The 26070-nt window shown below is 46.5% G+C and carries 21 protein-coding genes; 6 read left to right on the top strand and 15 right to left on the bottom strand.

All coding sequences use genetic code 11. The features are described 5' to 3' along the window. Positions 1–74 precede the first annotated feature (74 nt). The 11 genes from R8O11_RS03245 to R8O11_RS03195 form a co-directional block, all read right to left on the bottom strand. A complete protein-coding gene (locus tag R8O11_RS03245; protein WP_318193909.1) occupies positions 75–1259 on the bottom strand; it encodes a multidrug effflux MFS transporter in 1185 nt (394 codons plus the stop codon). Beyond that, positions 1256–1900, bottom strand: a complete 645-nt coding sequence (locus R8O11_RS03240; protein ID WP_213970686.1) for a recombinase family protein — start codon at positions 1898–1900, stop codon at positions 1256–1258. The genes R8O11_RS03245 and R8O11_RS03240 overlap by 4 nt, the downstream gene beginning before the upstream one ends. Before the next feature lie 146 nt (positions 1901–2046). Then, a complete protein-coding gene (locus tag R8O11_RS03235) occupies positions 2047–3054 on the bottom strand; it encodes a LacI family DNA-binding transcriptional regulator (protein WP_005374731.1) in 1008 nt (335 codons plus the stop codon). Between the two features lie 217 nt (positions 3055–3271). Further along, positions 3272–5005: a sodium:solute symporter family transporter gene (locus R8O11_RS03230; protein ID WP_005383442.1), complete on the bottom strand. Its 1734-nt coding sequence runs from the start codon at positions 5003–5005 to the stop codon at positions 3272–3274. Next, positions 4998–5993 carry an ester cyclase gene (locus R8O11_RS03225; RefSeq protein WP_258669765.1) on the bottom strand — a complete coding sequence of 332 codons (996 nt, stop codon included), beginning with the start codon at positions 5991–5993 and terminating at the stop codon, positions 4998–5000. The genes R8O11_RS03230 and R8O11_RS03225 overlap by 8 nt, the downstream gene beginning before the upstream one ends. Before the next feature lie 49 nt (positions 5994–6042). Next, a complete protein-coding gene (locus tag R8O11_RS03220; protein WP_064369573.1) occupies positions 6043–7017 on the bottom strand; it encodes an ester cyclase in 975 nt (324 codons plus the stop codon). A gap of 523 nt (positions 7018–7540) precedes the next feature. Next, the gene (locus R8O11_RS03215; RefSeq protein WP_041059739.1) at positions 7541–8821 is read right to left on the bottom strand and encodes a TRAP transporter large permease; all 1281 of its coding nucleotides are present in this window, start codon (positions 8819–8821) and stop codon (positions 7541–7543) included. Further along, entirely contained in the window at positions 8818–9381 is a 564-nt protein-coding gene (locus R8O11_RS03210) for a TRAP transporter small permease (protein WP_025768663.1), read from the bottom strand. Before R8O11_RS03210 ends, R8O11_RS03215 begins: the two co-directional genes overlap by 4 nt. 58 nt (positions 9382–9439) lie before the next feature. Further along, positions 9440–10435, bottom strand: coding sequence for a TRAP transporter substrate-binding protein (locus R8O11_RS03205; RefSeq protein WP_226082730.1), 996 nt, complete (start codon positions 10433–10435; stop codon positions 9440–9442). Positions 10436–10701: 266 nt separating this feature from the next. Next, positions 10702–11658 carry a LacI family DNA-binding transcriptional regulator gene (locus R8O11_RS03200; protein ID WP_025768661.1) on the bottom strand — a complete coding sequence of 319 codons (957 nt, stop codon included), beginning with the start codon at positions 11656–11658 and terminating at the stop codon, positions 10702–10704. A 150-nt stretch (positions 11659–11808) separates the two neighbouring features. Further along, complete coding sequence (locus tag R8O11_RS03195) at positions 11809–12558, bottom strand: HpcH/HpaI aldolase family protein (RefSeq protein WP_005374748.1); 750 nt, start codon at positions 12556–12558, stop codon at positions 11809–11811. 289 nt (positions 12559–12847) lie between these two features. Here R8O11_RS03195 and hisD point away from each other — a divergent pair, with 289 nt between their 5' ends. The 4 genes from hisD (at position 12848) to R8O11_RS03175 (ending at position 16661) form a co-directional block, all read left to right on the top strand. After that, complete coding sequence (gene hisD, locus R8O11_RS03190; RefSeq protein WP_315957342.1) at positions 12848–14140, top strand: histidinol dehydrogenase; 1293 nt, start codon at positions 12848–12850, stop codon at positions 14138–14140. Between the two features lies 1 nt (position 14141). Beyond that, positions 14142–14876, top strand: coding sequence for an SDR family NAD(P)-dependent oxidoreductase (locus tag R8O11_RS03185; RefSeq protein ID WP_025768659.1), 735 nt, complete (start codon positions 14142–14144; stop codon positions 14874–14876). A gap of 65 nt (positions 14877–14941) precedes the next feature. Then, a complete protein-coding gene (locus R8O11_RS03180; protein WP_005374765.1) occupies positions 14942–15946 on the top strand; it encodes a cupin in 1005 nt (334 codons plus the stop codon). Between the two features lies 1 nt (position 15947). Beyond that, a complete protein-coding gene (locus R8O11_RS03175; RefSeq protein ID WP_213872666.1) occupies positions 15948–16661 on the top strand; it encodes an alpha/beta fold hydrolase in 714 nt (237 codons plus the stop codon). A gap of 69 nt (positions 16662–16730) precedes the next feature. Here R8O11_RS03175 and R8O11_RS03170 read toward each other — a convergent pair whose 3' ends face one another. From R8O11_RS03170 to R8O11_RS03160, 3 genes are all read right to left on the bottom strand, one after another. After that, complete coding sequence (locus tag R8O11_RS03170; protein WP_017634480.1) at positions 16731–17816, bottom strand: porin; 1086 nt, start codon at positions 17814–17816, stop codon at positions 16731–16733. Positions 17817–17993: 177 nt separating this feature from the next. After that, positions 17994–19010, bottom strand: a complete 1017-nt coding sequence (locus R8O11_RS03165) for a nuclear transport factor 2 family protein (RefSeq protein ID WP_005374772.1) — start codon at positions 19008–19010, stop codon at positions 17994–17996. A 101-nt stretch (positions 19011–19111) separates the two neighbouring features. Then, entirely contained in the window at positions 19112–20407 is a 1296-nt protein-coding gene (locus R8O11_RS03160; protein ID WP_318193908.1) for an MFS transporter, read from the bottom strand. A 339-nt stretch (positions 20408–20746) separates the two neighbouring features. Between R8O11_RS03160 and R8O11_RS03155 the strand changes: the two genes are divergently transcribed. Then, positions 20747–22288 carry a sodium:solute symporter gene (locus R8O11_RS03155; protein WP_017634478.1) on the top strand — a complete coding sequence of 514 codons (1542 nt, stop codon included), beginning with the start codon at positions 20747–20749 and terminating at the stop codon, positions 22286–22288. An 11-nt stretch (positions 22289–22299) separates the two neighbouring features. Then, the gene (locus R8O11_RS03150) at positions 22300–23670 is read left to right on the top strand and encodes an L-serine ammonia-lyase (RefSeq protein WP_318193907.1); all 1371 of its coding nucleotides are present in this window, start codon (positions 22300–22302) and stop codon (positions 23668–23670) included. 78 nt (positions 23671–23748) lie between these two features. Here the strand turns inward: R8O11_RS03150 and glgX are convergent, their stop codons facing one another. Continuing rightward, the gene (gene glgX, locus R8O11_RS03145) at positions 23749–25740 is read right to left on the bottom strand and encodes a glycogen debranching protein GlgX (protein ID WP_205391334.1); all 1992 of its coding nucleotides are present in this window, start codon (positions 25738–25740) and stop codon (positions 23749–23751) included. Positions 25741–26070 lie beyond the last annotated feature (330 nt).

Raw genomic sequence — 26070 nt, 5'->3', positions numbered from 1 at the left:
AGTATCCGCCAACTTTTCCTAAATTTAAGTTTATACGATTTGTTGTAGCTATAAGGACAATAGTATGTTTTTTGTTATTGTTCTGAAGGTTGCTCAGCACTGAAGCCACGTTGAATGTTGGTGAAGGTAAGCGATGCAAATATTACGATAACGATCGCTAGATGCCATGCTTGACTCAATCCAAGCTGCACCAGAGTTAAGCTGACCAATGAGGAGACGACCATTTGTCCACCACCAGACATTGCCGCTGCGGCACCTGCTTGCTTTTTATAAGGTTGCATTACCATCGCTTGTGCACAAGGTAGGGCAATACCATTACCCAAGATCATTAATAGCTGTCCTAGCATCAGAAATAGAGGCTCAACAGGGCAGAAAAATAACCATATTGCGGCAGTGAGGTGAAGAAATGGGGTGCAAAGCAGCATTTTTTTATTGCCAATAATTGGCCTTACTCGGTTACAAATCGTGGTACCACATAACATACCCAAAGCGGGAATGAGCGCCCACATCGCGTATTGAGCGGAGGTCATGCCAATTTGATCTTGCATGATAAATGGCATCACAGAGACTGTCGTAATCATTAAGCTGAAGTTTAACCAACTGATACTGGCGAAACTCATAAAGTAACGAGACGTAAGTAAGCTCTTGTATTGGAGCAACATGTTTCGGGGTGACGGAATGACAGAACGTTTTGCGATGGTTTCTGTGAACTTAAAGGCGATGATTACCCAGGCCAGCGAGACATAGCCCAACAGAGAAATAAACACCATACTCCAACCGAAGTGGAAGTTGATAAAGCCGCCAATCACAGGTGCAATAAGTGGCGTGATTGAAGCCGCCATGGCGATGTAAGACATTGCCACTGGGAGTTCATCCCCGCTAAATCTATCTCGAGTCGACGCCCTCGCGAGTACCGCGCAGCATCCTGTACCTAACCCTTGTAAAAAGCGCCCCATCACCATCCCTGTAAATGTGTCGCTGAAGAAAATAATCATCAGCAGACCAGACATCGCAATGAGTAAACCGGTAAGTAATACTCTTTTTCGTCCTAAAGCATCTGACACTGGCCCGTAGATAAATTGAGAGGGGCCAAAGCCGAGCAAATAAATACTCACAAGTAGTTGAGCTTGGTCGAGGGAGATGGAAAAGTCTTTTGCTATCCATGGCAAAGAGGGCATGACTAACCCCATGCTCAACTGGCCAACGCTAATAATAAGACAGGCGAGTAGTATAGTATGAAAGTTGATTGGGCGACTCATGACTGGTCTCCATTCAAACAACCTTTTTGGCGTCGTGATCTTAAGCCGCCTTCGTCATCCACTTCATTTAGCTTTGCTTTGACCCGCTTCACAGTCGATAGACTGACTTCGCATTGCTCTGCTACGTTCTGCAATGTGTAGCCTTCTAGCAGTAACGTTGCGATCTGTTGGTGTTTGGTTTTGTTTGCGGGGCGGCCGCGAAACTTCTGTTTCCATAATTCTGGCTGCTCTTTAATGGCCTGTCGCCCTTGCTCTGCGGCAAACAGGCGATGTTCAGTCTGCACTTTCCCATATCCAGATAACACTGTGAGTAGTGTTTGAGTTTGAACAGAACCTGGCTCAAAAATTATTGATTCACATACGGTTTTCAATGTTACCCCTTTATCGAGTAGCATTTTTATCGTGTTCAATGCTTGACTAAAGTCGCGACCAAATGCGGTCAGCCACCAGAGCACAATCGTATCCCCAGCTCTGACGGAATCGAGCAGGTGTAAGAATGCCTCTCTCTCGGTTGGAGGCATGCAACCACGAACCTTATCCTCAAAATGCTGAGCTTCGGGCGCAAAAGCTTTTAGAGTATTAAGGTGCTCTTGGTAAGCTCGATTTTTTGGCGAATAACGAGTGTAAAGATACGTGGTCATAAGGATTATGAGCCTCTTTTTTTTGGGTTCATATAGTGTAATGGCTCATAAATATACATGGGTTCATTAATGCTTACAACACTAAATGAGCCGTTTGGGAGTCAGAGGCAAATAAAAAAGCCAACCGAATGGCTGGCTATAGCTATTTAAGCTTTTGTTGTCTGTCGCTCGATTAACTTCACTGGCACCATCATTTTTACTAGGCTTCCGTTTTTCGTATTAATTTGATCAACAATGATCTTCACGCACTCGCGAGCGAGGCGACGGAAATCCTGGCGGAATGTGGTTAGTTGATAGCTCAACCATTCTGTCTGAGGAATATTATCAAAGCCAATGACTTGTAAGTCCTGAGGAATGCTCAACCCGCATTCTATACGGGCGATATCCATGACCGCCATAGCAAGGTTATCGGTTGCACAGAACACCGCTTCAGGCCGATTTTTGTCTGCCAGTATGGCACGGACTTTATCAAGTGAGCTCGCGTAGTCATAGCTGGCTTCAATGATGCGTGGCGTCTTGCCGGTTAGGTCTTCAAATTCAGAGCAGAAGCCGCTTTGACGTTCGTCATTCGTAAAGGTTGGTACTTCTCCCGTCAAATAAACCGCGTTCTTCACGCCACTTTTGTGCAGAAGTTGCGCGGCTTGTTGGCCTGCTTCGTAGTTGTCACTGATAACGTAGCTACTCCTAGTACCTTCAACAACTCGTGCGTATTGAACAATTGGGATATTAAACTCTTCACATTCTTCATAAAGGGACTTATTGAAGGTTGCGGAAGCGGCAATGACACCATCGACGCGATACTGGAAGATATTTGGGATTGAGTGGCCCTCTTCTTCATCCACTTGCCATGGAATCAATACGGCAGAATAACCTTTTTTCTGTAACTCACTGGAAATTAATTGCAGTGTTTTCATATGGATAGGGTAATCCGCATCAGGAAACACTAAACCTATCAATTTCGATTCGTTTGTGGTCAGGCTACGTGCAAAGGCGTTAGGGCGGTAGTTAAGGGCTTTAGCCGCTTCAAAGACTTTTTGCTTGGTCTTTTCGGATACTGAGCTACCCGGAACAAACACGCGCGATACAGTAGATTGAGAGACGCCTGCCATCTTTGCCACATCTTTTGATGTGACTACGTGTTTAATTGATTTCATGAATAAAACTTAGTTGCCAGTAATTGAGGTCATAAGACTAGCATAAATAGGTACGTATTCATAAATGTTCTGACGGGGTATCCTAAGTAGAATAATGGCTTTGGAGTGTTAAAAAGCAAAATGTGGGTTAACCCATTCGATTTGATTTGAGCTAGCACTAGATCTAGAGCGTAGATACTGTCCGTTTGTTGGACGTACAGTATCTACGTAAAGAACATTAATTTGCTTGTTTGACTGCAACTTTACGTTTCGGGGAGAGGAGTGAATACCCCATGTATCCGATGCAAGCGGTAGCGACAAGAATAGAGCAGCCACGCATAAAGTTAATCAGCATAGGAGCGTTGTCGGTAAACGCGTTGATCCCCCAAAGCATCACGAGAGAGAATACAAACATCACTAGTAAGCCATAACATGGAGCATCGATTTTGCCGGGAACGACATACCAACCATCTTCCTTGATTGGTTTATTTAGACGAGCATATTCCGCTTGCTGGCCTTTCACTGTGTAAAGATGCATTTCATCTTGTTTACCCGTCAGGAGAAGGCTAGCAATGTAAGCGACAACGGCATTCACAAGGACGCCAATCACGCAATACCAAGGCCACGCAATATCGGTCGCAACGGCTACATACCAGATCACCAAGAAGCTAGCAGCAACGCCAATTAACAAGCCTTTTTCCGTAATGTGTTTTGAGTAGAAACCAAGGACGAACATACAGAAGCTCGCACCGACAAAGTAAGAGCCTGCCTTACTCAGCACTTCCAGTACCGAGCCTGTGCTGGTGGCAAACATGATCGCTGGAATGATGACCAAAATCGCCCACGCCACCGTGAAGAAACGCGATACCTTTAAATAATGCTCTTCCGACTCGTTTTGCTTGTAGAAGCGTTTGTAAAAGTCAGCCACAGAAACGGTCGCCATTGAGTTAAATGCGGAATCGAGACTCGACATACTTGCCGCCAGAATCGCAGCGGCAATGATGCCCATCAAGCCTGGCATTCCATATTCACTCGCATAATGAAGAATGATGGTGTTGCCGTTTTCAAACTCTTTACCGTCGTAATAAGCGTTGAACAGGACGCCAAGCAAGATAAAGACAAAGTAAATAAAGAAGGCCACGTAACCCATCATCAACATTGCCTTTTTCGCATCGCCCATGTTTTTCGCGGCCATACAACGTTGTACCATCATCTGGTTACCGCCATACACGGTGGTGTGGAACATCGTCATTGCGATAACGCCGGCCCATACAGTCGTTACTTGGCTTAGGTCAAAACTTGTCTGTAGGGCATCGGTCATTCCTTTCGCTTTGAGTTCTGCCATGACCTCCGTCATCGGGGCAGGCATGCCATTCCATACAGCTTCAATGATGATGAATGCGCCAATAAATAAGATTACTGCTTGAATCACATCGGTCCAAATGACAGCCGCGATACCGCCCATTACGGTGTAGATAAGGGCAATTGCAGTGACGATCATGATGCAGTACATCACGTCGATACCAGTAATGAACTCTAAAATCATTGCTGTCGCGTAGAGTACGGCTGCCGAACTCAATGCTTGTTTGATAAGGAAGATAAACGACAAAGTCAGTCGTGAAGCCTTGCCGAAGCGTCGTTCTTGATACTCGTAGATAGAGGTTAAACCGTTGTTGTAGAAAAATGGCATAAATACAGCCACGATGAAGAAGATCACCAGCGGATAATTGAGGTGAATCGCGATAACCGACAGGCCTTCTTTGTAAGACCAAGCTGGCCCGCCAAGGAACGACATGGCACTCACGTAAGTACAAACGACAGAAATACCGATCGCCCACCAAGGGATGCTCTTATCACCCAAGGCGAATTGGCTAGCTGAAGTGACTCGCTTTCCAATTACCGCCCCCAGTACTAGCGTGAGGGCGATGTATCCCCCAAGGATGCTCCAGTTAAGTGCGCCAAACTCATGCATAATTAGGTCCTTCTAACTGTTCTTTCATTTGTGCAAACACGTCATAGCCAAGTTGCAGCAGGATATGAACGATGTCGATCGCCACCCAGTTTTCCTTCAGTAAATCGCCTTCGCGTCGCCAAATATCCATAACGCGAAGTTCGATGTGTTTTCCTGTTGGTGCAAGACCGAGCCAGCCACTGTGACCAGTATGAGTACCGTGCATATGCGGCCAGCCTCCAGTGGATACGTAGTCATTTTTGGCCAAAAAATTGACCTCAATATCGACACTTCGATCAGGGAAGGCGAACACGAATGGTGCTTGGTGGTGGTTACGGAAACCTTTGATGCCGCGCGTAGTGCCAATACCTGCTGGGCCGTACCACATAAAGTCACTGTGCCAGTAGTTTTCTAAATCCATCGAGAAGAGATCTTGACCATCAAAACGACCCAAGCAAGACAACATATCTTCGACTAATTGTGCGCTCTTCTCACTTTCTTTCAGAGACACAACAGAATGTTGGATACCGTTTGACGTCGCAGGAGAAGGGACTAAGCCATCGTGGCCTAGGCTCTTTCTAAGAGGGTTGCTGCTAGCTTGATTCATCGCATCGATGAAGTCTGGAATCATGTATGATTCGGTGATTTGGTCGTTCTCCACACACACCATTTCGGTGTAACGTAAGTAGAGTGTTTTCCCTGTTGCAGGGATGCCAAACAGTGGCTGTTCAAACGTACCGATAAAGTAACCAGTAGAGTTGTACCAAGTGCGGCCTTCGTATTCGCCGTGCATCACAATCATTGGTCGGCGCTCGGCATCAGGTAAAGCATTAACAAGTGGTGAGAGGAAAGATTCGTGGGTTGCATCTGGGCCATTGAGATCGTTCACAGGGTGCGCCACGCACCATTTTACGTCAGGGTTCAAAGCTTGCAGAGCGGCCTGTTTTTGCTCTTTATCTGCGGCGTTGAAGTAGTTCTGGTAGAACTGTTCGATGATGTTGAGTGACATGTTGCTTCCTTACTGTCTGTGATTTTAATAAATAGTGTTTAGTCAGCCGTTAGCCTTGCTGAAGCAGGATTTGCTTCCAGATTGCGGTCTCGTCAAACAAAGTGAATTCGCGACGAAGACCCCAAGGGCCAAACTCAGCGTGGCTGATCCCCATGATGTAAACCTCTTTTCCTGAAGGTTTACCAAACATCCCATATCCCTCATGCTTACCGTGCAAAGACCATCGAATTGCAGCGCGTGGTGACATCATGTCGTCATCTCGGCCAATACGATGGTGAACGGTAAATTGAGCATTTGGGAAAGACGCGCGAAGTGCCATCCAAAAATGATCGACTTCCGAGTGTGATAGGGCAGTTTGACCTCCAGTGTATTCGCCGATGCAAGCGCGGTCGTACTCTTTCGGTACTATAGAGAACTCGGCATTCATAAGGCTTCTGAGAATTGCTTCATAGCGCTGACCATATTCGTTGTCGTTGCCTACGCCCAAATAAGGTCCAGGAATGTCGACTTCAGGTGTGAACGGAAATGGGCTTGATTCCACGCCACCTTCAAATTCGATTTGTTGGCGTGCAAACTCTTCTGACGTCATGCCCAGTTGTTTCGCGATATCGGCTTGATCGCGAATCAACCATTCGTCATTGATTTGGTTATTGATAGCGTGGCAATCCGCGATAATGCGGAAACGAAGTTTGCGGTTCGAGGCTTGCCCGTAGAAGCCGTTGCCACTGTGTGTTGCAGTAGAGATGATTCGATGAGAAGAAAGCATGCCTTGTTCCGGGGTGCCTGACCAAATGACGTCTTCGCCATATAGCGTGCGATCGGGAAACTCGGCCAGTGTCGCCATTGTTGCACTGATCACCCCTTCGTTTCCTTGAACGATAGAGAGTGGAGTACGCACAACAATGTCGGGAGAGTAGTAGTGTTCTAAGGTGTTTAAACCTCGGTCTTCCCAAATCTCTTTTGTGATACCAAGAATGTAGTCGGGAAAATCACGCCACTTTTCATCGAAGCCAACCATGGCCATAAATCACCTCCGTAATTGAATAATTATGTTTGAATTATGTTTTGATTACGTATTCAAAATATATCATGTTGCCATTTTGTCAATGGATTGTTTTTCGATTGTTTAAATAGCGTGCTGATGATCAGGTTTTTAACAATTGAGCAGAAAACAAACTAAAAAAGTACAGGTGAGATGGAAGCAATCTCTTATCGAGACGTGTTAATAAGAAAGGAGGTCAAAGTTTTTTGTATGAATTTTCTAATATATTATTGTTTTTTAATCGCTTAATTTTCTTGCTCTGTTTGAATGTAACCAAATGATTAAGCCAAAACTGATAATCATGCAGATCAAGGCACCCAAATGGACTTTATCGCTAATATTCAGCTATTTTGGTGTCAATTATCCTTATATCTTTCAAATTTTCCTTTTGCATACGAATGCTTAAAGGCTTTTTTATTAAATCGGAAGTAGATAACGAATAAGCCACTAGAAAGGTGTTTATCTAGTGGCTATAACAGTCATAAGCGCTCTATGAGTGCAACGATCAGGATAAAAGCGCAGGCAACGATAGCGAGATGGCAGGGATGAAGGTAATCAACATCAACGCCACTATCATTGCACCAATCCAACCCATGATGGCTTTAGAGAGCGACTCTATCGGTACTTTGCCTACCTGACTTGCCATAAACAGGTTGGCACCCAGAGGAGGCGTAACAAAGCCAATGGCCAAGTTCACGATCATCACGATACCAAAATGAACGGGGTCCATGCCGAGTGCTGACGTTATGGGCAGCAGAATTGGCGTGAGAATAACAATGGCCGCCAGCGTTTCCATAAAGGTACCGACGAGCAACAACAGGACATTGATGCAAAGCAGTATCAGCAGTTTGTTTTCGGTAATCGATAGAATGAACTGAGCGATCTCGGTCGGTAGACGTTCTAGGGTCAATATGCGGCCAAACGTCACGGACGCACCCACAATGACGAGTACTGCGCCAACTAACAGTGACGACTCTAGAATGATTTTCACAACTTGCGCTGGTTTGAGCTCTTTATAAACAAACATGCCAAAGAATAAGCCATAGAGAACTCCGATGGCGGCTGATTCGGTAGGCGTAAAGATACCGGAATAGATGCCGCCGAGAATGATTACGGGTAGTAGCATTGCCCAACTGGCTTCTTTTAGCGCATCAAGACGCTCTGCCCAAGTGGCTTTGCGTTCGTTACCTGTGTAGCCACGCATTTTGGATACGATTAAGCAGTAGCCAATCAATACCATACCGACGACCAAGCCAGGAATGATGCCCGCCATGAACATCTTGGTGACCGAGACTTCAGCTGTGATCGCGTAGACGATCATCACCACAGAGGGTGGAATAATGACGCCAATTCCGCCGGAGGACGCGATTAAAGCACCTGCAAAGCTGCGGTCGTAGCCTTTCTTCACCATCGAAGGAATCATCGTCAGGCCGATAGCGGCAACAGTGGCAGACCCTGTACCAGAGATGGATGCGAAGAACATACACGCCACAATGGCCACGATACCAAGCCCGCCAGTAAAGTGGCCAAAGAAGACCTCCGCCACATGCAATAATCGTTTTGAGATCCCTCCTTGGCTCATAAGGTTACCTGCTAAGGTAAAAAGAACGACGGCGAGGAGAGGGAAGGAGTCGAGCCCTGTCACCAAGCCTTGTACTAAAAACTCGATGTTAAGGAATGGCAGGCTTAATATCGCGACCATACTGGCTGCCGCCAGAGCAATACCGACCGGAACGCCAATGAGCAGAAGCAGACCAAAGCTGCCAAACAAAAGTGCAGACGTCATGCGTTAAACTCCAATAGTCGGTTAGAAGTACGATACTTTGCTTTGATATGGCGATAGCGTTGGCGAGAAAAGCGAACTCGTTCATTGCTGGTGGAGCACGCGTTTACACGTTGATAAATGCTTGTCACTAGGCGCGCGCAGCTTAATAGTGCGCAAACTAAAACAGAGGCATACAAACACGCAATAGGAATTTCCATTGCGGGTGCAATCTGACCGAGTTGCAGGCTGCGATTGATCACCTTAAATCCAAACCAGGCGACAGTGGCACTAAAGGCAAGGTAGATAAGATCAGAAACAATCAAACTGAATTGCGTCCAATTGCCCGGAAGTTTATCGATGAACACACGAATGCGGATGTGTCGATCATCTCGGATACAATAGCTGATGCTCAGGTACATCGCCCATACGAATAAATAACGTGCCAGCTCTTCAGCCCACGCGATCGTTGCGTCAAATAGGCGTAGTGCGATTTGCAAGCACAGTAAAGTTGTCATCGTTGAGATCGCGATAACGATAAGGGTTGGTTCTAGGTATTTGTCTAGTAAGCGAAACCACTTCATGTTCACCTCCAAAACGAGAAAGCACGACCTGTTGCCAGATCGTGCAAAAGAGTGGGAGTTATAGGCGTTCTATCTCGGCCATCACGTTGTCAAACAAGTCTTTACCCGTTTTACTGCGCAAGTCCTGGTACACGGCCGCATTCATTTTCTCTTTCATGATGCTGCGTACCTCGTCTGGGACGATGTTAACCGTCATGCCTTTTGCTTCGAGCTCTTTGATTACTTCTTGGTTTTGCTGCGCGGCGAGCTCACGCTGTTTTGCGATGGTTTCTTTGCTTACTTCACTGATCAGCGCTTGTTGTGCGGCCGGCAGTGAATCCCAAAACGATTTGTTCATGAACAACACGTAGTTGGTGTATATATGGTTAGTTAAAGAGAGGTACTTTTGTGCCTCGTAAAAACGTTCGGCATAAATAGAGTAGATAGCACTTTCTTGAGCGTTAATCAGGCCTTGTTGTAACGAGGTGAAAATTTCTCCCCAAGACAGAGGTGTTGGCGCAGTACCAATAGATTTCCACGCGCTTATTTGAGTGGGGTTAGATGCCGAGCGAATCTTTAGCCCTTTCAGGTCCTCAATACTATCAATTGGCTGTTTGTTGTTGGTCACGCTACGAAAGCCGACCTCCATAAAGCCAAGTCCATGAAAGCCTTTTGATTCCATAGCATTCAACAATGGTTGTCCGATCTTCTCACTGTCGAGCGCTTTGTGTGCTTGCTCTTCGCTATCAAAAAGGTAGAACACGTCGAGCACGTTAAACTCTGGGACGTAGGGAGAGAGTAAAACTGACGCACCAAACGTCATTTGTAAGTTGCCTTGCTGTACGAGTTCAGTCGTCTCACGCACATCGCCTAGTTGTCTTGCCGGATAGATTTCAACTTCTATCTCACCGTTTGAGCGAGCTTCCACTTCTTGTTCGAAATAGAGCATTGCTTTGTGTACGGGAGAGGTTTCTTGACTGTCATGAGCAAGACGAATAACACTGGTTGCAAACGTATTCATACTGCTAAATGCAAGCCCCAGTGCGGTAAGTGAAGTAAGGATTGCTTTCTTCATCGTTCTTCCTTGTTTCTGGTATGACCTGCCATGGGCATTCGTCGGCAAGTCACACAACTTTTTATGTTTTTATAAATTAGTTGAGCAATTCATATCCATTTTGCATACGAATCCAAAATAAAACATTAAAGTAACAAGTCAATAACAAGATTGATGAATTGATGAGGAATTAAATAACGATTGGTGAAAATTTAATCGTGATCACAGAAAATGCCTTACTCGAAAGCAAGACATTTTGTTTATGAAGAATGAATAAAATGGATTTATTAAATGGTGCTACTACGTTCGATCAAGGTGCCTTGCTCGAAAAGGTATTCGCCAGTTGCATCCAGGTTGCCGTTGATTCGATTCATCAAGTCTTCAACCGCTCGTTTAACAATTTTGTCGACTGGTTGAGCAATGGTGGTCAAATCATAACTCGGCCATGCAGACATCGGAATGTTATCTACACCCATCACAGAGAAGTCTTGGGGGATCTTTGCTCCGGCTTGTCGCAAGCCATCCATCACACCCATGGCGAGGATGTCGTTTGCACAAAAAATTGCATCGGGTTTGCTAGTGTGCGACAAGATCGCTTTCGCCGCTTCTAAGCCTGCTTCAAAGCTGTACTTGGCTTGGATAAAGGTTGGTGACGGGGAGCCGAGTTCTTGCAACTTTGAAGAGAAACCCAGCCAACGCTCTTCACTGGTCATGGAGCCAGCATCGCCACTGATATAAGCACACTGTTTTGCGCCTTTCTGCGTTAAATACTCGGCTGCTTGTTGGCCCGCCAATCGGTTATCAATACCAGAGCTATTGGCATTAATACCCTCGGCGTAGCGGTTAATCAAGCTTAAATGAACGCCAAACTTTTCGCATTGGGCAAACGCGCGTGAGGTTAAACGGCTGGTGGCGATAACGAGTCCGTCCACTTGGTATTCAATGGCGCGTGAAATGGCGAGATCGAGGTCGTCCTTGTCGATAGGGCAAAGCACAACTTGTCCGCCTCGCTTTTGAATTTCGACAGCCAAAGCACGAGATTGCATGTCGTACATTGGGTTTGATTCGCTATCTAACGCAATCGCCACTAAGCCTGAACGATTCGAAATCAGACCTCGGGCGATGGCATTCGGTGTGTATCCGAGCTTAGCTGCGGCATCCATCACCATTTTGCGTTTCTTCTCGCTAATACTCGCAGTCGGGCTGAATGCTCTAGATACCGTCGATTGAGAGACGCCGAGCATCTTCGCGACGTCGATCGAAGTTACTTTCGCTTTAATGGTGATACTCCTTATTTAAGGCCATTGAACCTTCTCATACGTGCTGAGTGTATGGGCTAGGGGATTTCTGTGTCTAGAGCATTACATTGATAAGGCGTAAATATCAGAGAAAACTCAAGAATTCATCACATTTCTCTCTTGTTTGAAGCCATCAATGATCATTTTGTGTTCAGACCCAACACAAAAGAAGCTAACGCCGAGTTCACGCCATTCCCGAGCTTGTTGAGCCGTCGCGACAAACATGCCAACAGGTTTATTGGCGGCTCTGGCCGCTTCGATTACTCGCATACTTGCTTGTGCGACTTTCTCATCATGAACGCTATCAGCACCATAAGCGACAGTGAGATCAACTTGGCCAATGAAGAGCGCATCAATTCCTTCAACATTGGCAATCGCTTCAACATTTTCAACCCCTTGAGGGTCTTCAATTTGTGCAATGACAATCGTATTCGCACGGCTGTCTTTTAAGTGTTCAACCATGGGCTTAGTGGCGTATTGCGCTGCTCGACTGGAACCAGCATACCCTCGGCCACCTTCTCCGTAATGGCAGATTTTCGCCAGTTGCGTCGCTTGCTCAGCAGTACAAACATGGGGAATTTGTACACCCGCCGCGCCACAGTCAAGCGCGTTCAAAATGGTTGAAGGGGCGCTGTCTTGTACTCGTACCACGCACGCGAGGTCATTCGCTCTAGCCGCCATGATGCACAGATCAAGCGAGGAACGATCGAAAGGTGCGTGCTCTGCATCCAGTACCACAAAAGGCAACTCTGCCAGTGCCAATACCTCGATAATGTGAGGGTGAGGGGTTTTAACAAATGTACCTAATAGCGTTTCTTTAGTCAGACGTTGTTTAAAATTGCTCATGATTATCTCCTTTGCAAAGGTATGCAAAAACTAACACGGAGAAATGTAAATTATGAGTAAAAACGATGTGATCTAAAACTCATTTTTGATTAAAAATTAAACTCAATCAAGGTCCTTATTACTTGCTTTTATTTGTTTAAATTAATTAATACAAAGGCTTAAGGGTTGTTTTTGTGGTTTGTTGACTTAACTTGTCAAATGTTAATTAAGTGTTTAATCTGATTTTGCATTCGTATCCAAAAGCATAAAAATAACCGTTCGTCAGCCTCAATGTTCAAGGAGAAAACCAATGGCACGCATTTTAAAAAACGGAATCACTGAAGAAGCATCAGCATCAAACGACGCAAAAGTGCGTCAGATTGTTGAAAGCATTCTTGCTGATATTGAATCGAAAGGTGATAGCGCTGTACGTGAGTTGTCTGAAAAGTTTGATAACTGGTCGCCGGAGCAATTCCGCCTGTCAGAAGAGCAAATCCAAGCCTGTGTGGATGCGCTTGATGAATCGACTCGTCATGATATCGAGTTCGCTCAGCAACAAGTTCGAAACTTTGCTCAAATTCAACGTGACTCAATGAAAGACGTCGAAGTAGAAACCATGCCTGGTGTGGTACTGGGGCATAAGAATATTCCAGTGAACAGCGTGGGTTGTTACATCCCTGGCGGTAAATACCCATTGGTTGCATCCGCTCACATGAGTGTACTGACGGCGAAAGTCGCGGGAGTAAAACGTGTTATTGCTTGTGCGCCTCCATTTAACGGCCAGCCGAATGTCGCGATTGTCGCTGCGATGGCAATGGCGGGTGCGGATGAAATCTACTGCTTCGGTGGTGTTCAGGCGGTAGGAGCTATGGCATTGGGCACGGAGACTATTGCGCCAGTCGATATGATTGTAGGGCCGGGTAACGCATTTGTAGCAGAGGCAAAACGTCAGTTGTTTGGTCGCGTTGGTATCGATTTGTTTGCAGGGCCAACGGAAACTCTTGTCATTGCTGATAAGAAAGGCTGTGACCCGGAATTGGCAGCGGCAGACTTGCTTGGTCAGGCTGAGCACGGTTACAACTCTCCAGCTGTCTTGTTGACCAACAGTGAGACATTTGCACAAGAAACCATCAAAGAGATTGAACGTCAGTTAACCATTCTCCCTACGGCTGAAGTTGCGGGTAAAGCGTGGGCAGATTACGGACAAGTGATCGTATGCGATAGCTACGAAGAAATGGTGGAAGTGGCAGACGATATTGCGTCTGAACACGTTCAAGTTATGACCGAAGATCCTAAATACTTCCTAGATAACATGACCAACTACGGTGCCTTGTTCCTAGGTCGTGAAACCAACGTTTCTTACGGCGATAAATGTATTGGTACCAACCATACACTGCCAACGAAGAAAGCGGCGCGATACACCGGTGGTCTTTGGGTAGGTAAATTTATCAAGACCTGTACTTACCAGCGTGTAACGGAAGCGGCATCCCTAAAAGTCGGTGAGTACTGCTCTCGCTTGTGTGCACTAGAAGGTTTTGCTGGCCACAAAGAGCAAGCGGATATTCGTGTGCGCCGTTACAAAGGCAAAGTGGAAGAGGCGTAATATGTCGAAACTTGCCTTAGTCACAGGCGGCAGTGGCGGACTGGGTGCCGCCATTTGTCGCAAGCTAGCTGAATCGGGATATCGCGTAATTCTGACTTACAACAGTAATCAGAAAGCGGCCGAGGATGTGCTTTCCTCGCTGCCACGTAACGAGCATCTAGCATTCAAATTGAACGTGGCAGATTCTAGTGCGATTGAACAGCTTAAACATCAAGTCAGTGAAATAAGCGACAAGCTGGATTTGTTGGTCAACTGTGCGGGGATGACGAAATTCGTCGCGCACTCTGATTTGCAAAGTTTAGATGACCAGCTGTTTGACCAAATTTTCCAAGTGAACGTCCGTGCGCCTTTTGCCATGGTTCGAGCGTTTGAGCCTTGGCTCAAGCAAGCCAATGGTTGTGTGGTGAACATTACTTCTATCGCGGCACAGACTGCGATGGGCAGTAACATTGCTTATTGCGCGAGTAAATCTGCCGCAGAAAACATGACCCGTTCTTTAGCTCGCGCTCTGTCTCCCGAGGTTCGAGTTCTGGCTGTTGCTCCAGGGCTTGTCGACACTGAGTTTGTCAAAGGCTTGGATGACGCATGGCGTAATCAACAAGAACAATCCACACCGCTTAAGCGTTTAGCCAATGATGAAGAAGTCGCTCAAGCCGTGTACGCCGCGGCAGATCTTCTGACCTTCTCGACAGGCAATACCATCGCGGTTGATGGTGGGCGACCTTTAGGTCTGTAACACACTTTCGGTTTGTAACTAACAATTCAAAGGCTAGGTCCAAACAAGGACAACAAGGATTTACAATGACTCTACAATCTAAAATGAATAATAATCTGGTCCGCTACATGGAACTGATTCCGGGTACGAGTGCGTTTATTGATGCGCGCACGCCAGGCAGTGATCTGAAAGATAACTTCTGCATTATCGGTGCTGGGGTGGCAGAAAGCAGTCGTCAACATGTTCATATTCGCGATACGGCGGGCTTTAACATTGGTGCCGCAGGCCAACCGCCGGGCATCAAAAATTCGTTGCACTCTCATCGTACCGCCGAGCTTTTCTTGGTGTTCAAAGGTCAGTTCCGTTTTTATTGGGGGAACGATGGAGAGCATGAGGCGGTGTTGTCTCACGGTGACGTCATCTCGATTCCAACCAATCTCTTCCGTGGATTTGAAGTGGTTGGCCGCGATTACGGCTTTATGTTCTCGGTACTTGGCGGCGACGATTCAGGTGGCGGCGTTATTTGGCATCCAAACGTTATTAAAGACAGTCAAGGTTATGGTTTATACCTCAAAGCCGATGGCACACTCGTGGACACCATTAATGGCGACCCGGTGCCACAAGAATCAGAATTGATGCCGCTGCTTACCGAAGAAGAGCTCGCGACCTTCGATACCTACACCGCAGAAGAGATGATGCCATTTGTCGCTCTGCAAAAAGATTATCGTGAAATCAAAGGCGATTTCGGCGGAAGCAACGTGAAACAATACGCCTTAACGGGTCATCCTTTGGCGAGTTATGACTTCCAAGTAAAGAGTGAAGATGAAGTGAGCATCATGGCTTATGAGCTTTCTGAAGGTGGCTCGATTCCTCAACACTGCCGAGAAGAAAAACAAGTGCTTATCAACTTTGATGGCGATACTGAAGTGGTCCTCACGCATCAAGGCGAACAAGCGAGTGTTGTTTTAACGCGCGGTGATGTGCTGAATGTTCCAGAAGGTGCGTCTTATTCACTGACGAACTTGCGTGGTAATAGTTTGACGTATTGCATTCTTGGGTCTGATCAACCAAAGCCGCTTGCAGGAGAATAAAATGACACAACCCACCTCGTTAGTTTGGCTACCCGGACTACTTTGTGATGGCACATTGTTTGAGGAAGTCAACCGAGCGTTGCCAAGTTGGGTTGAGCCTACATGCCCGACGCTGGCTTCATTGCCGTCAATGGAACAGCTGGCGCAGAAAGTGTTGCAAGACGCACCGCAGGAGTTTGTCTTGGGTGGCTTATCAATGGGTGGGATTCTTGTCTTTGAGGTGTACCGTCAAGCGCCAAACAGAGTCAAAGGCTTGATCCTCATGGATACCAATGCAGCAGATGAAAAGCCAGAGGTGACACAAAAGCGTGATGCACTGGTTAATCAGGCATTAAATGGTGAGTTTGAACGCATTACGCCTGACACTCTGATGCCTGTGCTGATTCATCCAAGCCGTTTGCAAGACAAAGCGTTAACTGAGCGTATAGAAGGCATGGCGGTCAATGTAGGTTTGGAGGCATTTGAAGCACATGCTAAAGCGTTAGCAACTCGCCCGGATGCTCGACCTTTATTGGCGGACATTCAAGTTCCTACGTTGGTGATAACAGGTAAAGAAGATAAGCTTTGTCCGCTAGACAATCATCTGCTCATGGAGAGATGCATCCCAAACGTCACGCTTCATGTTATCCCTGAGTGTGGGCATCTATCTACGCTTGAGCAGCCTTTAATTGTTAGTGAAGTGATGACTACTTGGCTTCAAGATAACTTTGCTTAGTGTTGATAAGAACTTCATCACTCACCACCTTAAGGTTACTTGGGTATAGGTGGTGAGCGATGAGTATTATCAGAAGTAGTAGCGAATACCTGCCGCGAATTGATCATCACGGTTTTCGAATTTGCTGCCATCGTACTGATCTTTACCTAGGTCGAACTGGTATTCAGTCCAAACTAGGAATTTGTTCTTCTGGAAGTGGTATTCAAGACCAGGAATCAGCAAGTTACGCTCGTAGCCTTGTGTCTCGTCACCGCGATCTTCCATGTAGTTGTAGTTCAACGTTGGGCGTAGGCCGTTATCGAAGTGGTAGTAAGTGTAGATTTCGCCACCTAGGGTATCGAACATTACGTCCGTACCGCCTTGGCTCACTGCTTCCCAGTTTTCGCCAACGTGGAAAGTCGCACCTGCGTAGAAGCCACCGTTGCTGTAGTTTGCGCCCAATAGCATGATGCGCATGTTGTCGCCGTTTTCTACGCCAACCACGCTTGCGTCTAAATCAGCAACTTCATTTTGATGGTAAGCCGCACCAAGTGTTACGCCATCAACCGGTTTGTAAGTGATAGACGCACCCATGCCGTTTTTCAATGAGGCTGTCGCATTGCTTGCTAGAGCAACATCTTCACGCGTGGTTTGGTAAGTAAAGCCGTAGCTCACTTTTTCATTGATTGAATTACGGTACGTGATTGAGTTTTCTGCACGACCAGCACCGGATGCGATACCCCAGTCAGCTAGGTTGTAAACACCTGAGCCACGAGTACCGAATACACGACCTAAATCGGTGTACCATGCTACGTCGTAGAAGGTAGACCACTGCTTAGTACCCGCAGCAATCTTGCCATATTTTTCGTGATCAACACCTGCGTATAGCAAGCGGTCGTAAATGTTGTCGCCGTTCGCGCCAGAGTTGTAGCCCCATTCCGCGTGACCGAAACCAGTCCAGCCGTTATCCAGACCCATTTGGCCTTTCAAACCGAAACGTGAGCTGCCGCTGTTCCATTCGCCGTTGTCATCACCGCCACGGTCTTGGTAGCGAAGATCGAAACGGCCATCGATGGTTAGGCTGTCGCCAGCGTCATTAACAAAAGTGTGTGCAGCAAAGGCTGAGCTAGAAGTAAGCGCTGCTAAAATCACTGCAGAAAGGGTCGACTTTTTCATCATCAATCTCATTATTCAGGGCGCAGAAAGCCACCGTGCGTTCATGCCCGTTTTGAATAAGGGTTCTATCTTGAGGTTGTGCCCCATCCTTGAGGCACGAGTTGGGAGCATGTCGCCTGAACCGAGAGGGGACTCAGGCAGCATAAAGGCGGGTTGACAATCCGCCCCTAGGACTTCTTATAGAGAAGGGTTTAGGATCTGTTGAGTACGCTCGAACACGTCTAGACCTTGCTGTTTTAGCCAGTAAGGTAGGTCGATCAGTACCCAGTTCTCAGATAGCTTGTCGCCATCACGGTAGTAAACGTCAACCACTTGCATGTCTGCACGTACTTCACCACCTGTCATACCTAGGAAACCACCGATTGGCGTGTTAGATAGGTTTGGCCAGCCGAAGAAACAAGAGAAGTTACCTTCTGCGAAACGACATACGTGGCCGTTAAACTTCTTGTCTTTCAGGTTGTTACGGAATGGCAATTGGTGCTGCTGTTGGTAACGAGGGATTGTGTAAGACGCACCGATACCACATGGACCGTACCAGATCATGTCTTTAGACCAGCTCTTCTCAAGAACTTCTGGTGGGCAACCCATAGCGCCACTGTCGTTTAGTGCAGATAGGTCATCAACCATCTTGTTCACTAGTGCTAGTGTTGCTACGCCTTCTTCTGGTGCTGCGTCTTCGAACAGTAGACCATCGTGGTTACGAGGACCAGGGTATACGAAGTGCTTACCTGTTGATGGTGGTAGTGGGTAACAACCCGCTTGGTCCATTGCACCTAGAAGGTCTAGGAATAGGCCAGTCTTAGTGATCTTGCCGTTTTCAACACAGTTAAATTCTGCGTAGCGGATGTTCATGATTTTGCCAGTTGGGCGCATGCCTAGGTATTCAGCGTCGAATAGACCCATGAAGTGACCCATGCTCATTACCCAGATTTCACCTGATGTTACTTCGTTCTCACCACCGATGAAGATGTCTTGACGACGCTGCATGCGAGTCATTGATTTCATCAAAGGAGCCCAGAAAACGTCAGCCGCTGCTTGAGCGCCTTGTTGCTCACGGAATGGGTAAACACCACGCCATAGGTAATCTTCTGAAGTGTGTGCTTTTAGTACTTCTGCCACGTTCTCGTGAGTTGCGTTTTCCATTGCGCTGAAGTATTCACGTACAACGCGTTTCGCTTCTTGATATTTAGACATAATAAACTCTCTTATTTGCTGTCGAGTCGGCTTTGGGAACAGGACTCGAAATTAAGTTTTTTCATCCGGCCGGGGAGCCAGCCGGAGTTTTTGAAATTCAGTTACGCTTTTGCTGCTTCGGCTTTTTTGCTCTTATCGAACACGCCGCCTTTTAGTGTCTCTGGCAGTGATAGCCATAGAAGACCAGCAAGGATCCATACGATTGGTGAACCCCACATTGCGGTTTGTAGGTCGGTACGTTCTTGGATGAAGATAAGTACCATTGGTGCCCACATACCGAGGATACGACCGCCGTGGAATAGCGCCGCGCCGTAGCTACGTAGGTGTGCTGGGAACAGTTCTGAGAAGTAACCACCCCATACCGCAGAAGAAGACAGACCGAAGTTGTAAATCAGACCAAGTAGAGCCAGCATGTTTAGGCCGCCAATCACCATGTCGCCAGGTGCAACAAAGAAGATTGAAACCATGATGCCCGCTAGGATGAAGCCAAACGCGTTCACCTTACGACCGAATTTGTCAGCTACCCAACCCCAGAACCACGCACCAAACAGTGAACCAAATGCTGAGATAGAGAAGATGAGACCGATGGTTGCACCGTCGAACATACGTACATCACGTAGGTATGTGGTTACGAAGCCACCAAAGAATTGGAAACCGTAGAAGTTAAGGCCAGCCAGTAATAGACACGTTAGTGTGATCTTACGGTAAGGCTTGCTTAGCATTTCGCCCCAAGAGCCTTTTTTCGCTGGTGCATTTGATTCTTCTACTTTTGCTTGCTCTTCTTCACCGTAAGCGATCACTTTGCTGTCGCTAGGTAGTACAAAGATCATGACAACAGCCGCTGCCAATGGTGGGATACCACCGACAAGCATTAGGCTTTCCCATGGTGCATCAATACTTGCAATAAATGCTGCATACGCACCCATTACCATCAGTGCTACAGAGAACATAGAAGACGCGAATGCCGTCAACTTACCACGTACCGTTGGCGTAAATAGGCCGATCATCAAGCTTACTGCCACGGTGAAGTAACCACCCAGTGACAAACCAATGATGAAACGCATTGCTGCCCATGTTGTGTAGTCGGTGAACATCATATTGATGATCGTTGCGCCACCGTTTAGGGCTGTGATGGTAATAAGAGTGGATTTCTTACCAAATTTTGTTGCGAACCAAGCACAGCTCAATGCACCGATAAGTGCACCAACCGACTGCCATGTATAGAACTGGGCAGTGTCTGACAGGCTAATACCATCATACGCTTCAACGATGTATGGGCGTACGAAGTCAATAATTACAAAGTTATAACAATAGAAAAAGTAACCAACCAGTATCGCTAGATAGGCAGCTACCCTTTGAATCATAGGAACTTCGCTCATGTGTCTTTTGGCATTCATGACCGATAAACCTCTATTTCACTCAGGATTTGTTGCTATTCAAACTTAAAGAACACGATCTTATTGGGATCATCTTCGATTTCGTGTCGTGGTGAATCATAGTTTTTTTAAGGTCATTAGATCCGTGATCAATATCAATTTTAAAATGAATGCGTACCCAATTAGTGGTTTTTAGTGATGGGAGTCTCATTAAATCGGTCTTTTTGGCATTTTTGAATATATAACCGTCTATATTGGTGATTATAGTCACAGTTATGGCGGGATTATCGTTTAGATATGCTTTTTTAAAGTAATATCCAAGCACAAATAATTAGCACCCAGAATTATGGAAACCCTGAAATGGTTACGTACTCAAGTTTTGTGGTGATTGCGTTATACGTGTTAATCACCATATTAATCAGCTATTTAGTGAACAAGCGCTACAGCAATGGTGGCGACTTTTCTACGGGTGGAAAGCAATTTGGCTGGTTTACGGCGGGTGTTTCGATACTTGCGACTTACATTAGTGCGATGACGTTTGTAGGGATGCCTGGTTGGGTTTATAGCTCTGGCATGGAAGCGATGAGTATTCACCTTAACTATCCCATCGTTATCTTTTTCACCGTCATTTTCTTTGTGCCTGTCTTCTATAAGCTGGGTCTGACTTCGATTTATGAATACCTTGAGCACCGCTTTGGGGTGTATGCAAGAACCATCAACTCGATTGTGTTCATTGTGGTTCAATGTATCTCTGCGGGTGTGATTTTGTATGCCGTGGCGCTGATCTTAGTGCAAGTTCTGCCTATCAGTATTTCTGAAGCCATTATCTACATTAGTATTTTCACCGCTTGCTATACCTATGCGGGCGGAATTTCCACGGTTATCTGGACCGATATGTTGCAATCTGCAGTATTGGTAGCAGGCAGCATCGCTATCTTTGCCATTCTAATGACAGAGATTAATGCGGCAGATTACCTTTCTCGTAATCACCTGAATATCATCAACTTAGACTTTGATTTAGGCGTAGATACCACACTCTGGGCTGGCGTGGTTGCCGTGAGCTTTTTGCATTTGAGTGTGTACGGCACCAACCAATTGATCATCCAACGCACGTTAGCGACGAGATGTGAAAAGACGGCGCAGAAGTCGATGCTGTTGTGTGGTTACGGTGCATTTTTTGTGTACTTATTCTTCGCGGTACTCGGTGTTCTTTTGAGTGTTTTCTATCAAGATCAATCGTTTGAAAACAGCAACGAAGTGATTTTGGATTTCGTCTTCAACCACACTAACCCAATCGTCGTTGGTTTGATCATTTCCGCATTGGCAGCGGCCGCAATGTCGACCTTGGACTCGACCTACAACTCGATGGCGACCGTCGCGACGTTCGATATCTACAAGCGTTTCGTTCGCAAGAGTGCCGATGATGAGCACTATGAAAAAGTCGCAAGAAAGATGAGTTTGCTTGCTGCGGCCATGGTGGTAGTGCCAGCTCTTCTCGCGGTATCGAATGAATCGGTACTCAAAACCATCGCTAGCCTGACTTCCATCTTTGTTGGTATCCGTTTGGGTTCATTCGTGCTTGGTTTATTCTGGGCGAAAGCCAATGAGAAAGGCGTGATCGTTGGCAGTATCATGAGTGTGATTGCGGTGTTTACTGCCATGTATCTCGACGTGGCTTGGCCGTGGTTCGCGCCAATTGGTACGTTTGTCTTCCTTTTGTTTGGTGTGTTAGTAAGCCGTCGTTGGGGCGCTGTGACTGCCGAGCAACAAATTTTTATCAATAATCAAAAACATCTTTTTGCAAAGCCAACCGCAAGCCATTACGGGCTATTGGTGTTCGCTGTGGCGACCATCGCCGCTTGTATGGTTCTCCCTGATTGGCTTTATGCTGCATTGTCGTAATAGGTAAGTTTATGCTGTCCATCTTTGATATTTACAAGATTGGTGTGGGCCCTTCTAGCTCTCACACCAATGGTCCAATGATCGCGGGTTACCACTTCACTCGTTTGATTGAATCGAACTTGGCAAAAGTGGTTCGTATTCAAGTCGATTTATACGGCTCACTCTCGTTAACGGGGATTGGTCACCATACTGACCGCGCAACGATTTTGGGTCTGTTGGGTAACAAACCAGATACCATCAAAATCGCTTCTGCGAATAAAGCGATGCGCAAGGCGATTGAAGAGGGCATGATGTCTGTCGATGGCCGTCATGAAATCGAATTTAACTACAAAACGGACATGTTGTTCCACGAAGAGAACCTTCCTCTGCATGAGAATGGCATGACGATTACTGCGTTAGATGCGCACGGCAATCAGGTTGGGTTTGAAACTTACTACTCTATCGGTGGTGGTTTCATCGCAACGGCGGATGAATTGCAAAATGGCAGTGCGACTGCACCCGTAGAAGTTGAGTTCCCATTCTCCAGCGCGGACGAAATGTTGGCACAGGCTGAGAAGAACGGCATGAGCCTCGGCGGCATGATTCTGAAAAACGAACAAGCGTTTCAGGATATGGAAGCCATCAATCAACGTGCAGAACAGATCTGGCGTGTGATGACGCGTTGCATGGAACGCGGTTTCGAGACAGAAGGTATCTTGGATGGCGGCTTGAACGTGACCCGCCGTGCGCCAAACTTGCTGAAGAAGCTTGAAGCAAATGCAGCAATCGAAAACGATCCAATGGAAATCATGGATTGGATTAACCTGTTTGCTTTTGCGGTGAGTGAAGAAAACGCGGCTGGTGGACAAGTCGTAACGTCGCCAACTAATGGTGCGGCGGGTGTGATTCCGGCGGTATTGATGTACTACCATCGCTTCATCAAAGAGTTTGATACTAAACAGCTTAAAGACTTCCTTGCTGTATCCGGTGCGATTGGCATTTTGTACAAAACCAATGCGTCTATCTCGGGTGCCGAAGTGGGTTGTCAGGGCGAAGTTGGCGTGTCTTCTTCCATGGCGGCAGCTGGCTTGACGGCGCTACGTGGCGGTAGCAATGAACAAATTTGTATTGCGGCCGAGATTGCCATGGAGCACTCACTAGGCATGACTTGTGACCCAATTGGTGGCTTAGTGCAAGTACCGTGTATTGAGCGTAATGCAATGGGCGCAATGAAAGCGATCAATGCATCTCGCATGGCATTAAAACGTAACAGTAAATGTTTGATCTCGTTGGATAAGGTGATTGAAACCATGTATCAAACGGGCAAAGACATGAACAAGAAATACCGCGAGACGTCACTGGGTGGATTGGCTTTGATCCACCTAGCGCCGCCTTGCGAATAATGAGTTAGGCACATCTAACCAACAAAAAAGCCGAAGCACTGAGATGCATCGGCTTTCCTTTTTTGGAGCGTTTATAACTTAGCTATGCGTTTGCTCACCTTTTGGTGTGCTTTGGTTTGGTTGATAGTGCAAAATCACCATCGAGGTGGGTGACAGCAAGACTTCGCCTTCAGCATGTCCTGGGTTGAGATTACGTACGTTTGTATCACAGATCGTCACCCATTCTTGCTTTCGCTCATTGGGGAGCTTAAAGCGAGCTGTGGCGTTAGTTTGGTTGATGAGGTAGACCAGCTCTTGCCCTTCTTTACCGATACCAAGGTGAAGTGCGACAGAGCTTAAACGGTTCCAATCATCGTGCTCCATTAAGCGACCGTCTGTACGGCGCCAGAAAATACGGTTGTTATTGCGGTTTTCGCCACTGAAAGCTCGGATAAATGGCACCATGTATTGATTTCGGTTGGCGACCATTTGTGACATCCATGCTTTGAAATGTTGCTTGCGTTCTGTCTCTTCCCAGTTCAGCCAACTGGTTTCGTTATCTTGGCAATAGGCATTATTGTTACCGCCTTGGGTGTGAGACAGAACATCAGCAGTGAGAATGTGTGGGATACCGAAGGCAAACAGCAAGCTAGCAATAAGGTTGCGTTTTTGCTTCTCACGCGTGGCGATGATCATCAGATTTTCGGTCTCGCCTTCAACACCGTAGTTTTCTGAACGATTGTCACCGTGACCGTCGCGATTTTCTTCGCCATTGGCTTCGTTATGTTTGTGCTTGTAAGACACTAAATCTTGCAGTGTGAAGCCATCGTGATACGTGATGTAATTTACGGTGAGTTTGTATGGCCAGTTCGCTGCACTGTAAATGTCACGAGAGCCCATTAATCGAGTGGCAAACTCTTTTAAATAGCCTTGATCACCGCGCCAAAAACTGCGGGAAATATCACGCAGTTTGTCATTACATTCGTTCCAACCAAATGGAAAGTTACCCACTTGGTAGCCATTTGGACCAATATCCCAAGGTTCGGCAATCAATTTGGTTTCACGCAAAATTGGGTCTTGCGCAACGGCTTTAAAGAAAGCTGCTTCTGGGTTGTAATCATCGCCCTGTCGACCTAACGTTGCAGCCAAGTCAAAACGGAAGCCATCGACTTTAAATTCGCTAACCCAGTAGCGCAATGTATCCATCACAAGGTTTAAGGCTGGTTGGTAGGTGAGATCCACTGTATTTCCGCAGCCAGTGTAATTGGCGAAGTGGTTGCCATGTTTGATGTAAAAACAGGAGTCGAGGGCTTTCAGGTTGAAAATTGTAGGCCCTTCACCACCTTCAGCAGTGTGGTTGTAAACCACGTCGAGAATCACTTCGATGCCGTTTTTATGCAATTCGCGAATTGTTGTTTTTAATTCCGTAACGGCGTCTTGTTCTGCGTAGCGCGGATCGGGCACCATAAAGAGATAAGGGTTGTATCCCCAATAATTGACCTTTTCCAACTCTAGTAGGTGAGGCTCATGCATGCATGCTGCGACAGGTAGCAATTGCAGCGTGTTGATGTTTTGTTGTTCGTAAAAGGCCAGCATTTCAGGTGATGCAAGACCTAAATAGCGCCCCCTCAGCTTGTCCTCAACCTCTGGGTGGCGTTGGGTAATCCCTTTGACGTGCGTCTCAAACAACACCATCTCTTCTCTGGGTATACGCGGGTGATCCGTGTTTTGCCAGTCAAAATCATCTTCGATAACGACGCACTTCGGCATATCGAAACTTTTGGCTGGAGAGTAGGGAGGGTGATAGTGGAGGGCTTTATCTATTGATTTTGCGTACGGATCAGAAATTAACAGTGGCTCGTCCTTGTGGGAGACAAGGTAACCGTATTTTTGCCCCGGCTTAATATCTGGAATAAAAGTATGACGTATGCCAGCGTATTCATTCGGTAAACCGTGAAGCTCGTAGCTGCCATCGTTTGCAAACAATGCCAGTTGAATGTCTTTTACGCCCGGAGCATGAATAGAGAAGTTACAGCCTTCTTTATTCAATGTTGCGCCCAGGGGGTAGGGGCGAGAGAGAAGTCGTGTCATCGGAGATACTTTATTTAATATTTATTGCTACCTTTAGGAAACTATAAGTTAAAAACTTTGTCTTACTAAGGTCAACCACCCTAAATATAAAAATGTTCGTGTAATTTAATTACTTTATGTGACGGCTTAGAGTCAAAAATATGAAATGGCTATCACTTTGTAGCGGCTCAAAACCGAACAAACTTACTAATTCCTCCCTAGATTGGTGATCTGACTCGAAAAAACACCATTCGGTAAATTTTCTACTCCCTTCTCATCCCCCTTAAATTAGTTTGGGGCGGAGGAAGTCATCCTTGTACGCCTCGGGTAATCTCACAACTGTTGAAACAA

This window comes from Vibrio sp. 1288 (assembly GCF_033344475.1).
This window is presented reverse-complemented; position numbering and strand designations above follow the sequence as displayed.

Excerpts from the sequence above, each read along its gene's own strand:
- R8O11_RS03245 (WP_318193909.1), bottom strand. The coding sequence starts at position 1,259 with ATGAGTCGCCCAATCAACTTTCATACTATACTACTCGCCTGTCTTATT.
- R8O11_RS03240 (WP_213970686.1), bottom strand. The coding sequence starts at position 1,900 with ATGACCACGTATCTTTACACTCGTTATTCGCCAAAAAATCGAGCTTAC.
- R8O11_RS03235 (WP_005374731.1), bottom strand. The coding sequence starts at position 3,054 with ATGAAATCAATTAAACACGTAGTCACATCAAAAGATGTGGCAAAGATG.
- R8O11_RS03230 (WP_005383442.1), bottom strand. The coding sequence starts at position 5,005 with ATGCATGAGTTTGGCGCACTTAACTGGAGCATCCTTGGGGGATACATC.
- R8O11_RS03225 (WP_258669765.1), bottom strand. The coding sequence starts at position 5,993 with ATGTCACTCAACATCATCGAACAGTTCTACCAGAACTACTTCAACGCC.
- R8O11_RS03220 (WP_064369573.1), bottom strand. The coding sequence starts at position 7,017 with ATGGCCATGGTTGGCTTCGATGAAAAGTGGCGTGATTTTCCCGACTAC.
- R8O11_RS03215 (WP_041059739.1), bottom strand. The coding sequence starts at position 8,821 with ATGACGTCTGCACTTTTGTTTGGCAGCTTTGGTCTGCTTCTGCTCATT.
- R8O11_RS03210 (WP_025768663.1), bottom strand. The coding sequence starts at position 9,381 with ATGAAGTGGTTTCGCTTACTAGACAAATACCTAGAACCAACCCTTATC.
- R8O11_RS03205 (WP_226082730.1), bottom strand. The coding sequence starts at position 10,435 with ATGAAGAAAGCAATCCTTACTTCACTTACCGCACTGGGGCTTGCATTT.
- R8O11_RS03200 (WP_025768661.1), bottom strand. The coding sequence starts at position 11,658 with ATGCTCGGCGTCTCTCAATCGACGGTATCTAGAGCATTCAGCCCGACT.
- R8O11_RS03195 (WP_005374748.1), bottom strand. The coding sequence starts at position 12,558 with ATGAGCAATTTTAAACAACGTCTGACTAAAGAAACGCTATTAGGTACA.
- hisD (WP_315957342.1), top strand. The coding sequence starts at position 12,848 with ATGGCACGCATTTTAAAAAACGGAATCACTGAAGAAGCATCAGCATCA.
- R8O11_RS03185 (WP_025768659.1), top strand. The coding sequence starts at position 14,142 with ATGTCGAAACTTGCCTTAGTCACAGGCGGCAGTGGCGGACTGGGTGCC.
- R8O11_RS03180 (WP_005374765.1), top strand. The coding sequence starts at position 14,942 with ATGACTCTACAATCTAAAATGAATAATAATCTGGTCCGCTACATGGAA.
- R8O11_RS03175 (WP_213872666.1), top strand. The coding sequence starts at position 15,948 with ATGACACAACCCACCTCGTTAGTTTGGCTACCCGGACTACTTTGTGAT.
- R8O11_RS03170 (WP_017634480.1), bottom strand. The coding sequence starts at position 17,816 with ATGAAAAAGTCGACCCTTTCTGCAGTGATTTTAGCAGCGCTTACTTCT.
- R8O11_RS03165 (WP_005374772.1), bottom strand. The coding sequence starts at position 19,010 with ATGTCTAAATATCAAGAAGCGAAACGCGTTGTACGTGAATACTTCAGC.
- R8O11_RS03160 (WP_318193908.1), bottom strand. The coding sequence starts at position 20,407 with ATGAATGCCAAAAGACACATGAGCGAAGTTCCTATGATTCAAAGGGTA.
- R8O11_RS03155 (WP_017634478.1), top strand. The coding sequence starts at position 20,747 with ATGGTTACGTACTCAAGTTTTGTGGTGATTGCGTTATACGTGTTAATC.
- R8O11_RS03150 (WP_318193907.1), top strand. The coding sequence starts at position 22,300 with ATGCTGTCCATCTTTGATATTTACAAGATTGGTGTGGGCCCTTCTAGC.
- glgX (WP_205391334.1), bottom strand. The coding sequence starts at position 25,740 with ATGACACGACTTCTCTCTCGCCCCTACCCCCTGGGCGCAACATTGAAT.